General features: G+C 35.0%; 15 protein-coding genes. 7 read left to right on the top strand and 8 right to left on the bottom strand.

Annotation, left to right across the window (positions count from 1 at the left end; genetic code table 11):
- Window positions 1-114 precede the first annotated feature (114 nt).
- Both FMG_RS08260 and FMG_RS08255 read left to right on the top strand, forming a co-directional pair.
- A complete protein-coding gene (locus FMG_RS08260; RefSeq protein WP_012291202.1) occupies window positions 115-474 on the top strand; it encodes a hypothetical protein in 360 nt (119 codons plus the stop codon).
- A 104-nt stretch (window positions 475-578) separates the two neighbouring features.
- A complete protein-coding gene (locus FMG_RS08255) occupies window positions 579-1,085 on the top strand; it encodes a DUF6568 family protein (protein ID WP_012291201.1) in 507 nt (168 codons plus the stop codon).
- A gap of 15 nt (window positions 1,086-1,100) precedes the next feature.
- On the opposite strand, the gene FMG_RS08250 is transcribed toward FMG_RS08255, so the two are convergent.
- A complete protein-coding gene (locus FMG_RS08250) occupies window positions 1,101-1,508 on the bottom strand; it encodes a DUF3139 domain-containing protein (RefSeq protein WP_012291200.1) in 408 nt (135 codons plus the stop codon).
- Between the two features lie 103 nt (window positions 1,509-1,611).
- Window positions 1,612-1,854: an AbrB/MazE/SpoVT family DNA-binding domain-containing protein gene (locus FMG_RS08245; protein WP_012291199.1), complete on the bottom strand. Its 243-nt coding sequence runs from the start codon at window positions 1,852-1,854 to the stop codon at window positions 1,612-1,614.
- Between the two features lie 128 nt (window positions 1,855-1,982).
- Here FMG_RS08245 and FMG_RS08240 point away from each other — a divergent pair, with 128 nt between their 5' ends.
- Window positions 1,983-2,399 carry a DUF3139 domain-containing protein gene (locus FMG_RS08240; RefSeq protein ID WP_012291198.1) on the top strand — a complete coding sequence of 139 codons (417 nt, stop codon included), beginning with the start codon at window positions 1,983-1,985 and terminating at the stop codon, window positions 2,397-2,399.
- Between the two features lie 23 nt (window positions 2,400-2,422).
- On the opposite strand, the gene FMG_RS08235 is transcribed toward FMG_RS08240, so the two are convergent.
- From FMG_RS08235 to FMG_RS08225, 3 genes are all read right to left on the bottom strand, one after another.
- Window positions 2,423-5,842 carry a pyruvate carboxylase gene (locus FMG_RS08235; RefSeq protein ID WP_012291197.1) on the bottom strand — a complete coding sequence of 1,140 codons (3,420 nt, stop codon included), beginning with the start codon at window positions 5,840-5,842 and terminating at the stop codon, window positions 2,423-2,425.
- An 11-nt stretch (window positions 5,843-5,853) separates the two neighbouring features.
- A complete protein-coding gene (locus FMG_RS08230; RefSeq protein ID WP_012291196.1) occupies window positions 5,854-6,273 on the bottom strand; it encodes a deoxycytidylate deaminase in 420 nt (139 codons plus the stop codon).
- Window positions 6,274-6,414: 141 nt separating this feature from the next.
- Window positions 6,415-6,792 (bottom strand): type II toxin-antitoxin system HicB family antitoxin, encoded by a 378-nt coding sequence (locus FMG_RS08225; RefSeq protein WP_012291195.1) that lies wholly within the window; start codon window positions 6,790-6,792, stop codon window positions 6,415-6,417.
- A 103-nt stretch (window positions 6,793-6,895) separates the two neighbouring features.
- Between FMG_RS08225 and FMG_RS09740 the strand changes: the two genes are divergently transcribed.
- Genes FMG_RS09740 through FMG_RS08215 form a run of 3 tightly spaced genes read left to right on the top strand, consistent with a single transcriptional unit; the run spans window position 6,896 to window position 7,557 of the window.
- Window positions 6,896-7,039, top strand: coding sequence for a hypothetical protein (locus FMG_RS09740; RefSeq protein WP_158297417.1), 144 nt, complete (start codon window positions 6,896-6,898; stop codon window positions 7,037-7,039).
- A 42-nt stretch (window positions 7,040-7,081) separates the two neighbouring features.
- The gene (gene relB, locus FMG_RS08220) at window positions 7,082-7,300 is read left to right on the top strand and encodes a type II toxin-antitoxin system RelB family antitoxin (protein ID WP_002838701.1); all 219 of its coding nucleotides are present in this window, start codon (window positions 7,082-7,084) and stop codon (window positions 7,298-7,300) included.
- Entirely contained in the window at window positions 7,297-7,557 is a 261-nt protein-coding gene (locus FMG_RS08215) for a type II toxin-antitoxin system RelE family toxin (protein ID WP_002838725.1), read from the top strand. The genes relB and FMG_RS08215 overlap by 4 nt, the downstream gene beginning before the upstream one ends.
- A 109-nt stretch (window positions 7,558-7,666) precedes the next feature.
- On the opposite strand, the gene FMG_RS08210 is transcribed toward FMG_RS08215, so the two are convergent.
- The 3 genes from FMG_RS08210 to ybaK are packed head-to-tail and all read right to left on the bottom strand — an operon-like array spanning window position 7,667 to window position 10,747.
- Window positions 7,667-8,977 carry a hypothetical protein gene (locus tag FMG_RS08210; protein WP_012291194.1) on the bottom strand — a complete coding sequence of 437 codons (1,311 nt, stop codon included), beginning with the start codon at window positions 8,975-8,977 and terminating at the stop codon, window positions 7,667-7,669.
- Window positions 8,970-10,274: a glutamate--cysteine ligase gene (locus tag FMG_RS08205; protein ID WP_012291193.1), complete on the bottom strand. Its 1,305-nt coding sequence runs from the start codon at window positions 10,272-10,274 to the stop codon at window positions 8,970-8,972. The genes FMG_RS08210 and FMG_RS08205 overlap by 8 nt, the downstream gene beginning before the upstream one ends.
- A 2-nt stretch (window positions 10,275-10,276) precedes the next feature.
- Window positions 10,277-10,747: a Cys-tRNA(Pro) deacylase gene (gene ybaK / locus FMG_RS08200; RefSeq protein WP_002838699.1), complete on the bottom strand. Its 471-nt coding sequence runs from the start codon at window positions 10,745-10,747 to the stop codon at window positions 10,277-10,279.
- 126 nt (window positions 10,748-10,873) lie between these two features.
- On the opposite strand from ybaK, the gene FMG_RS08195 reads away from it, so the two are divergent.
- Entirely contained in the window at window positions 10,874-11,632 is a 759-nt protein-coding gene (locus tag FMG_RS08195; RefSeq protein ID WP_002838696.1) for an MBL fold metallo-hydrolase, read from the top strand.
- The last annotated feature ends 163 nt before the right edge of the window (window positions 11,633-11,795 follow it).

Here is an 11,795-nt window from a genome sequence, read left to right as displayed (position 1 = left end):
TTTTTTATTTACTTATAACAATATAACAACATAATTGATAAATAATAATTAATTGTAATAAATATAGAAACATGATATTATAAATATAACAAATAAGATAAATGGAGGGATATTATGCCAGCACAAGAAATGGTAGCACAAGAAATTTATGAAATAACGAGAAATTATGCAGTAGTTACAGCGGTATTTCTAATCATAAGCATTTTAGGCTTGTATTTATCATTAAAACGTAAAGACAATGGTATTTTACACATAATGACAACAGTATTTCTAACAGCTTTGGCATTTGCAATGATGTGTATGAACTTCACGATTACTCTTTTACACGACGGATTTAGCTCCAACGATTCAATGCTTGTGAATTTCTGCCTTTACGGATGGTTATTGTCATTAGTATTGGTGGGTATTAGCGCAATAATATCCAGTAGAAATATCTTAAAACAACGCAAGAAACAACAAAAATTGAATTACTAAAACAACGGCCACCAACAGTAGTTGGTGGTTTTTCCGTCTAAATTTATACAGATTGATTATTACCATTAAATATTATAAAATAAAATAAAAACAGGAGGGAATATATGAAAAACAAATTTAAATTAATCGTTTGCGTGAGCTTTATGTTGGTATTATTTGCAAGTTGCAACCAAAAACAAGATGAGCCTACAAAAAAAGCCACAGGAGTTGAATCCAAAAACGTAACCACAGAAGAAGACAAACAAAAGAAAATCGAAGAGTACGAACAAAACATCAAAGGCGTCAAGGAAATCAAAGTAGCAGAACTTGATGAAGTGAGTGCAGGCAAGGAAATCACAGTGTATCTTGGAAGAAAAACTTGCCCCGATTGTCAAAAGTTTTCAAAAACATTCAAACCTTTCGTATCCAAATATGAAATCTACTACATAGATAGCGTAGCTGGAATCAAAAAATCTCCAGAAGATTTGAAGAAATTCAGAACTGACAACGACCTCAAAACAGTCCCAGCAGTGTTTCGAGTTAAAGACGGAAAAATCACCGATAGAATGAACATCGACGACAAAGTGGGGACTACATCAGAAGAATTACAAAAATTTTTTGATAAGAAATAAGGATAAGCCATAACGTTAGTTATGGCTTGTTGCTTTAGTCTCCCAATCATCATCTAGAGGAGGATATTTAAATTTTTGCATTTCTTCAGGGCTCAGACTCTTAAAATCATCTTTTGACTGAAAATCAATAGCATCTAATCTAATTTTACCACGATTTGAGTAATCGTCATAAATATAAATAAGAGTAAAATCCGCAGGATCTTTTATCTGCACTCTGTATACTTGGTTTCCTTTCATATAATCTTTTATCGCTTTTATCTCTTTTATGTTATCTTCTTTTATACCCTGAGCATCCATATATCTGTACAATTTTTTGTACCCGTAATGTCTTTGAACTGGAACAGCTATAATCCATTTTATAGCTACAAAAGCTACAAGACATATTAGTAGTATTTTGACTATAGAAAACTTTTTCTTTTTCATTGTTTTATTCTCCTTTCTATGATATTATTATACTATAAAATATAAAGGAGGCAAAGGTATGAAAAGATTTTTTTCTATTATTTTATTTATTAAAATTGTTAACTTACCATACTTCTTTTCCTGTCATTTTTCCCCAATCAATATCTTCTTTTGAATATTTCCCATTAAAATCTTCAAACAAATCTTCAATATTCATTTCATCATCAGACGAAATTTCGATTATTAGTTTGTTATCCTTAATTTTTAAATCCAAAATATCATCATCTTTCCAATTTAAAGCATCCAAAATCGACCTTGGAATTTGCAACAAATGAGAATTTCCACACTTAGATAATTTGATTTTCATAATTTCCTCCAAACGTTAAATTATTAATATATAGTATATACTTTTTTTAAAAAATTTTGAATGTCCTTTGATATTCCTCCATCAAAAATATAGTATAATTATAATACAAACACGAAGGAGATTTAAAGATGCAAAAAACAACAAAAACAAACTTCAGAAAAATATTGAAACTAGTTTTATGGGCAGGTCTGATTATATTTTGTATCAATTTAATTATAAAATATCCTGTGCACAGATACATTGGTTTTGACAGAATGTATAAGTACATGGATATGCAGAAAATCCCAAGAAGTGATATCAAAAGTGTGAGGGCTTTCAGATCCACAAAAACGGACGATTATGTTTATTGGGTTGTGTTAAAAGATTTGGAAAATTATAGGTTTGAATATGGATATAATTTGAAAAAAGACAACATGTCGTTGAACATTAGTAAGAAAGAATATGATGATGTGTACAAGTATATTAGTGACGAGGAAGTTGCTACATTAAAATATAAACCACTTAAAGAAAGCATTTACTATTTCAAAAATAAAATAGGATTGTAGATTTGACTCTACAATCCATTTTTTTATTCCAAAACTATTAAAAGTTGGTCTGTGTCGATGGTGTCATTTTCTTTGATTAGGATTGATTTTACAATTCCTTCTGATTTGGATAGTATGTTGGTTTCCATTTTCATGGCTTCTACTACTACTAATGGGTCGTTGACTGATACTTTGTCGTTTTCTTTGACTAGAACTTTTACGACTCTTCCTGGAATTGATGCTCCGATTTCTTTGTCGTTGTTAGGATCTGCTACTGATAGGTTGTCTTCTTCACGTTCAGTGATTTTTGCAGATTCATCGAACACTTTTACTTCACGTCTGTTTCCGTTGACTTCATAAGTGAAGTTTCGGTAGCCGTCTTTTTCCAATCTTCCTTTTTCTATTAGTTTGATGATGAGGATTTTGCCTTCTTCTATTGGAACTTCGACTGTTTCTTTTTCGTTTATTCCTTCGAAGAATGTCGGAGTGTCCATGTAAGTGAAGTTGCCTTTTGTTTTTCTGTAGTCAATGTATTCTTCGAATACTTTTGGATAAAGTGCGTGTGAGATGATGTCTTTTTCGTCGAATTCCATTTTGTATTTGTCTTCTAAATCTTTTTTGTCTTTTTCAAAATCAAATGGGTCGATGTAAAGTCCAGCTCTTTTTGTGATTGGCTTTTCATCTTTTAGTACGATTTTTTGTAATTTTTCGTTGAATCCACGTTCAGGTTGTCCCATCATTCCTTTGAAAAATGATATTACAGAGTCTGGGTAGTCGAGGTTTTTGCCTTTTTCGTATATATTTTCTGGAGTGAGTCCATTTGCCACCATGAATATAGCCATGTCTCCGACCATTTTGGATGATGGTGTAACTTTGATGATGTCACCTAGCATGTCGTTGACTTTTTTGTACATTAATTTTACTTCGTCGAATTTTTCTCCAAGTCCGAACGATTCTACTTGTGGTTTGAGGTTGGAATATTGTCCTCCAGGAATTTCGTAGCGATAAATTTCTGTTGTACCACTTTTCAAATCGCTCTCAAATTGTGAGTAGTATGAGCGAACGTCTTTGTAGTAGTTGCTGATTTTGTCACAGTTCGAAAGGCTGATTCCCGTTTGACGTGGAGTGTTTTCAAGAGCTGCTACGACTGAGTTGAGTGCAGGTTGACTTGTGAGTGAACTCATTGAGTTGAAGCAAGTGTCAACTATGTCAACTCCAGATTCACAAGCGTTGATTATTGTAGCGACTCCGTTTCCTGTGGTGTCGTGTGTGTGCAAATGAATCGGAACAGAAATTTCGTTTTTCAATGCTGAAATTAGCTTCGTTGCGGCGTATGGTTTTAAGAGTGCGCTCATGTCTTTGATTGCGATAATATTTGCGCCGATGGATTCTAGTTCCTTTGCTTTTTTCACGTAATATTCTAGTGAGTATTTGTCTCTTGTTTCGTCCAAAATGTCACCTGTGTAGCAAAGCGTTGCTTCCAAGATTTTTCCTTGTTCAAGTACGCTGTCACACGCAAGTCTCATTCCGTCGATGTAGTTTAGCGAATCGAATACTCTGAACACGTCGATTCCGTTTTCTGCGGCTTTTTGTACAAATTTAACCACGACATTATCTGGGTAATTTTTGTATCCTACGGTGTTGTTTCCACGAAGTAACATTTGGAATAAAATGTTTGGAATTCTTTTGCGAAGTTCTTGTAGTCTAATCCAAGGATCTTCCTTCAGAAATCTGTAGCTTACGTCAAATGTTGCGCCACCCCACATTTCCAAACTGAACAAGTCCTTCATCAATTCATTGGTAGCTTCTGCGATAGGAAGCATATCTCTTGTTCTCATTCGTGTCGCCATCAATGATTGGTGCGCATCTCTTAGTGTAGTATCAGTGATTAGAAGTTTATCTTGGTTCAAAATCCAATCGCTAAGTCCCTTGGCGCCTTTTTCTTCGAAAATATCTTTGGTTCCTGTAGAATTTGTCTTGGTAAATTCTGGTATTTGTGGAATGTTGTAATCTTTTTTGTCGTTATTAATGGAGCGTTCACTGATGAAATTCAACACTTTAAGCTCTTTATCAGTTGATGGTTTGATGTCGAAAAGTTCAGGGTTTTTGGAGATAAATCCCGTGTCACAAGTTCCCTTGTGGAATTCTTCTGTGTTTAGAACATTGATGATGAAGCCGATATTTGTCTTCACGCCGCTGATTTTCGTTTCTCTCAAAGCACGGATTGCTTTGTTGATTGTGTCGTTGAATGTTCTGGAGAAGGCAGTGATTTTAACCAAAAGCGAATCGTAATATGGTGTGATTACTGAGCCTGTGAATCCATTGCCACCGTCAAGTCTCACGCCGAATCCGGAACTTGTACGATACAAATCAATCTTACCTGTGTCAGGCATGAAATTATTCGCAGGATCTTCTGTCGTAATACGGCATTGGATTGCGTAACCATTTGTGTGGATATCGTCTTGTGAATAAATTCCTATCTCATCAGAATCAAAACTTTTGCCGTCTGCAATCAGAATTTGAGTTTGAACGATATCAATTCCAGTGATAAGCTCACTAACTGTGTGTTCTACTTGAACTCTTGGGTTTACTTCGATAAAATAGTGGTTTTCATCTTCGTCCACCAAAAATTCCACAGTACCGGCGTTTGTGTAGCCAACTTCCTTGCAGATTTTGATGGCATCGTTGTGAAGTTCGTTTTTTGTCTTTTCTGAAATCGAAAATGCAGGAGCAAATTCAACAACTTTTTGGTGACGTCTTTGAATGGAACAATCCCTCTCGTATAAGTGAAGAATATTTCCGTGATTGTCGGCTATGATTTGCACCTCAATGTGTTTTGGGTTGCGGATGTATTTTTCGATAAACATATCGTCTGATCCGAAAGCCTTCTTGGATTCGTTTTGCGCGCTGACGAAAGAACTCATCAAATCAGATTCTTTTTCGACAATTCTCATTCCACGTCCGCCACCACCAGCACAAGCTTTTACCATAACTGGATAGCCGATTTGGTTTGCGATTTCCAATGCTTCATTTTTATTTCTGATAGGAGTCTCCACGCCCTCGATAGTTTGTACGCCGGCTTTCTTGGCAACTAACTTCGATTGGACCTTGTCACCTAAACTATGTAGAACGGATTCGTCAGGACCCACGAAAATAATTCCGTTTTCCCTGCAACGTCTCGCAAATTCTGCATTTTCACTCAAAAATCCATAACCCGGATGAATCGCATCGCAGTGTTTGGATTTTGCAATCGCAATGATTTTTTCGATATCTAAATAACTCGACAAAGGTGATGCCGCATCTTTTATCAAATACGATTCGTCAGCCTTTGTTCTGAAAAGGGAAGTCTTGTCCTCTTCGCTGTAAATCGCAACGCTTCTTATTCCAAGCTCACTACAAGCTCTGAAAATTCTTATAGCAATTTCGCCACGGTTTGCCACAAGAAGTTTTTTTATTTTATCCATATTACACCTCTTTAAATTTGGACATATTCAATATTATTTCGGTCTAACAATTCAATCGCATAATCATCTACACGATAAGCCTCGTGATAATAAATCTTGCTAATTCCAGCTTGAATTAAAGATTTCGTGCAGTTCAAACAAGGAAAATGAGTCACATAACAAATACAACCCTTCACAGCAATTCCTTCTTTCGCACAATACAACAAAGCATTCATCTCTGCGTGAATCGTAGCAATACAATGTCCGTCACGCAAAGTGTGACCAACCTCGTCGCAGTGAGGATTGCCACTAATAGCACCATTGTAACCTGTCGATACAATCCTGTTGTCAGAATTCACCAACACACAACCGACAAATGCCCTGTCACAAGTGCTTCGTGTCGCAACATTCAATGCCAAATCCATAAAATATTCATTCCAAGATTTTCTCATACTGACCTCTCATCATCATTAAAAAATTTCTTTACCTTTAATATTATCATAAAAGCACAAAAATCTAAACAGAAACACAGGGAAAATCACACACAAAAAAAGCCACACAATGTGGCTTGGGAAATAAAAATATTTACAAAATTATGCGTTGATTTTCTTTTCAAGAGCTGTGGTCAAAACTTCGGAATAATTGATATTTTGACGATCACAAAGTCTAACCAACCATTCAGGGACTGTAACATTTTTTCTGATGGTTTTGTTGTTTTTGATAAATGGTGTGGGATCAACTTGAATCATTGACGTAAATCCATCTTCGACTTTTATTTTTGTAATATCACTTGGTTTAGGAAGTGGAAGATCTTCATCAATGAAAGTAGCCAACACGCTTTCCAACATTTGATGAGCATTCACCATTGCTTCTTCGATATTATCTCCTTCAGTTCCACCACCAAATTCTGGAAATTCCACCCAATAAGAATCTTCTTCTTTATGAAAAATAGCAGGATATGATTTTAACATCGTCTAACCTCCTTATGCTTTAATAATACGCATAATACGCATAAAAGTCCAGCATTGTATTAGAATAATATAGGAAATAATAAAAATAGAAAGAGTTGAGGCAATGAAAAGTACAACTGCAGAAAATTTCAGGGATAATTTATCCGAAATGATTGATGAATTAATAAAATCAAATGAACAGCTAAAAGTTACAACTAAAAATTATGGTGTCGTGAGCTGTAGACTTGACTTAGTAAAAGATTTATAATACAATTGTGTTACGATGTAACACAATAAAAGGAGTGATTTTATGGCTACTATAACGATTAGATTGAGCGAATCGGATAAGGAACTTTTCACAAATGTTTCAAAAGAAAAAAACAAAACTTTATCCGACTGGGCAAGAGAATCATTATTGGAAAAAATCGAACAAGAGTATGATGAAAAGATAATTAATGAGTATCTGTTAAACAAAGACCAAATGAAATTTTACAGTAATGATGAGGTAAAAAAAGAGTTGGGTATATGAGGGTTATTTATTCAGAAAAATCACTAAAATCCTTGAAAAAACTCGATAAGCCTATTCAAAAAATGATTATTCATTATATGGAGAAAGTAGGTCAATTAGAAGAGCCACGTGCAAGAGGTAAGGCGTTGTCAGCCAATTTGAGAGGATTTTGGCGATACAGAGTGTCGAACTACAGAATTATTTGCGAGATTGATGACGATAAATTAATAATCTGCGTTGTAGAAGTCGATCATAGGAAAAATATATATAAATGTTGAAAAAAGTTATTTGTAGTACGAGCTTTAATTCTACAAATAACTTTTTTATTTGCAAAAATTAAAGAATCATTTTCACACACCAAAAAAAGCCACACAATGTGGCTTTTAATTACTCATTTATGAACAAGTTAGGTGCTGTATAATATTTTCTGGCGCCGCTTACGACGTTATCTTTTCCGATTCGTGTGTAAGGGGCGATGAAGTGTTTGTTGTAGATGAAAAGTCCCACGACTTGTGTGAATTTGTTGAGTACAGGAGATTTTTCTTCGAATTCTAAGAATTCGCACTTATTCATATCGTAATATTCTTGGAAGACGTAGCCTGTGCAGATAAATTCCGGAAGTTTTTCTTTCAAATCATCTTCTCTCATTTCGCGGCCAACGTATATTCCAAGTGAAGCGTAGCCGTCAATTGGTTTGAAGATGTATTTATCCTTGTTCATTATGATTTCGTAAGCGTCACGTTCTTCGATTTTTTTCGTAAATGGAACGTGTTCGTCGATGAATTTCTTTTCTTCAGTGTTAAGTAGCGCTTGTGTTTGTTCGTCCCTGAAGATTTCAAATATAAGCTTGGAGTGCATCAATTGTGACCTGAACGATCCTACCATGAAGAATGCATTGTCCATGTACGCATCCAAGAATGGTTTGATTTCATCTTTTATTTTTAACAATTCTAATGTCACGATTCTTCTGTAAACCAAATCTATCACATAATCTCCGTGGCACAATTTGCCGTCTTTGTATTCCAAATCTCTGATGTCGATGATTTCGCAGTTGAATCCATTTTCTTCGTAGACTCTTTTGAATTCGTCAAATTCGTTTGGAGTTCCCACTTCCAAATTATCCACGATTGCAATGTTTGGTTTCTTATCGGATACGTATTTCTTGTACATATCAGCCGTTTCCCAAACCCATGGAGTGAACATGTCGATATTTTCGACTGAGTGTTTTTCCATGAATTTTTGCATAGCTTTTGTTTGAAGAAGAAGTTGTCCTAGTGTGTTGTCTTCGTTCATCGCAGATGATCCGTCAGTGTTGAGTTCACAAAGCATGTAGTTTACTCCGTCGTAGAACACATCGTAGCGACAAATCGGAACTGGCACATCGTATCCTGGATCGTGAAGCACTAGCTCTTCAATTGTTGGATCCAATTGGAATATTTTACGATATTCAGGATTTTTCACAAATTCTTCGGTGATTTTATCAGTAATGCTCATCAAAATATTTGAAATGTAGACAAAATCTGAGCGATTCCTTTTGTTGTAGAAAAGACCTTGGTAAGTCATAGGGATTGGTTCTCCGTGATAAATCGCCTTTGACACTTTTGTTTTGGCGATAAAATCCACGAAATCCCTGTAATACATGTCCTCGTCTTCTCGTACTATTTTATATAATTCTAATGAATATTCGTCATTATACATCTAAATCCTCCAATTTTAATTCATTTGCAACTACAGCTTCACGAAGCCCTTTTTCCTTGTAAATTTTCTCGAACTGATCTCTTGGATTCATTCCTTTTTCCAACATTTCTTCTAGTGGAATTAAATATCCGATTTCATTTGCAGGAAGTCCATTTTTTGCCATATCCACAAGCATTTTGCAAAACTCTAACATGTTTACATTCATGAATGTAGCATCCAGTCCTTTTTCACGTGCATCTAGTTTTGCTTTCATGCAATTTTCATATGTCATGTTTTTGAATAGCTCTGATAATTTGTCCAAATTAACCTCGTCGTAGAACAATCCTTTGATTAGGGCTACTGCTGAGAAATTAAGTGGATATTTGATTTCGTCCATCATTCGGATTTCAATGTATCGTTTCGCCCTTACATCTGGAAATACTATTGATAATGCGTGGAAAATCAAACCAGTGTCCTTCACATCTTCAAATACTTCCTTGAAAGTTGTCTTTCCGACATAATAAGGCTCGTGGTTTTCATCAATTGAGAAAATCAACGGCGTGTTCAAAATATGTTCGGCGTATTTTTTGTAGCTCAAATCATCATCGAAGCTAAACTTATACATACCAGATCTGTCAGTGTCTGTGTTTTCCCAAATGATTTCTCTCATGTTACGACTTTTTGAAGGCTCTCCTTCGAAAATATATGCGTTGTCGAACAATGTGTAGAAAACTGGAGACAAACAGTTGGCAATCTTGTATTTTCTAACGAAATCTTTTTCTGATGAATAGTCAATGCTACATTGCAAAGAACAAGTGCCCTTCATCATGTTGTGAGCCATGTCTCCTCTTTCGTTGAAATATTTGTACATAAAATCGTATCTTTTCTTAGGCAAGATTTTAATCTCGTCGATTTTAGTCACAGGATGATATCCCAAAGTCACCATAGCTTGGTTTTTCTTATCGAAAATTTCGACAAGTTTTCTCATATTTTTGATGTAAATATCCTTCAAATCGTCGATGTTCCACTTCGATGACAAAGCAACCTCGAACTGACTTCCAGGTTCTGTCGACACTGCCAAATCATCATTTTCAAGTCCAAGGATGTAATCGCCCTCTTTGTAAGCTGCACATCCATGATTGTGAAGTTCTCTGAGAGTTGCACCTACTCCATTATCACCGAAATACGACACAGTCTTCAAAGTATCCTTGTCTACGATGAAATGTTCCATTTCCATTCCTATAGTGAAATCTTCTTTTAGTTTTTCTCCGCTTTTAATGTAGTTAATTACAGCTTCAAGCTGTTTTTCGTAATCCATTTTTACTCCTTTTTAAGGTCCGCCACAGTAATATCACAAATTTTTATCAAATCTTGGGGAGCGATTTTGATTTGCGCACCGATTTTGCCGCCAGACACATAAATATATTCTTTATTTTCACAACTCTCGTCGATAAAAGTCTTAAATTTTGTTTTCATTCCGATAGGAGAACAACCACCTCTAATGTAGCCGGTAGTTTTTAATAAATCTTTTACATGAATCATTTCGAGTTTTTTCACTCCGGCTATTTTCGCACACTTTTTGAGGTCAAGCTCGTCTTTTACAGCTACAACGAACACGAAATTTTCATTCGTGTTGGAAATTGTGACAAGTGTTTTGAACACGTAAGCTTCATCCTCATTTAATTTGCTTGCGACATTTTCGCCACTCACATCGTCTCCTACGGAGTATTCTATATATTTATACCCAATTTTTTGTTTGTCGAGTATTCTCATTGCGTTAGTTTTTTTCATAAACTCATCCTTTCATTATTAATATTATACTACAAGTGAAAATATTTGTTGTTTTATAAAATTTATCGAATATTTACTTGCGTAAATTGTCTGTTTATGGGTAAATATATACGAGGAGGAATTTTAATGGAACACAAATTAAACATTAGATATATATACCACAGTTCATTTTCTTTGGAGTTTGAAGACAAGATTATTATTTTCGATTATTTTCAAGGAACTTTGCCAAAAAATGTGAACGATAAGAAGGTGATTTTCGTGGTGACTCATTCTCACGCAGATCACTACAACGAGAGTATTTTTGATTATGAAAATGCGAGTGACATTACATACATTGTCAGCGAGGATGTTTACGAAGAGGTTTTTGATTATGATACGAAAGACAATGTTGTGTTTTTGGGACAAGATAATATAGAAGAATTGAAAAAGCATTTCGATAAGAAGGTTATTAAGCTTGAAGTTGGTGAATCGACATCTGTCTACGGAGTTGATTTTACAGCTCTTGGTTCGACTGATATGGGAATTAGCGTGTATTTTGAAGCAAACCATTTGAAATTTTTCTTCGCAGGAGATTTGAACAATTGGGTGTGGGAAGAAGACACCGAAGAGGAAAAACAAAAGATGCAACAAGATTTCTCCAAGGAAATCGACAAGATTGGACACGTTGACATTGGATTTTTCCCGGTTGATCCGAGATTAAAGGAAAGATACGATTTGGGTGTGAATGAATTTGTCGACAAATGCAATCCGAAAGTTTTGTTCCCAATGCATTTCACAAAAGATCCGACGATTGTGGACAAATTTATCGACACTCACGATTACGAGGATTGCAAGATTGTAAATATGAAAAAAGAACACGATACGTTTCAAGTTATAATAAAATAATTGATTTAATATAATATTTTTGGTAAAATTAATATAACAAAAGGGAGTAGCTTAAAAATATTGTGTCGTCATTACGGTTGAAACCCGGCACAAGGCCACTTTGGTTAGCAAGACTTTTGCCAGAAATGGTGAAAGTTTTTTTTATTATGTAAATTAACAGGAG

The sequence above is a fragment of the Finegoldia magna ATCC 29328 genome, assembly GCF_000010185.1.
In the GTDB taxonomy this organism is placed as follows: Bacteria; Bacillota; Clostridia; order Tissierellales; family Peptoniphilaceae; genus Finegoldia; species Finegoldia magna_H.
This window is presented reverse-complemented; position numbering and strand designations above follow the sequence as displayed.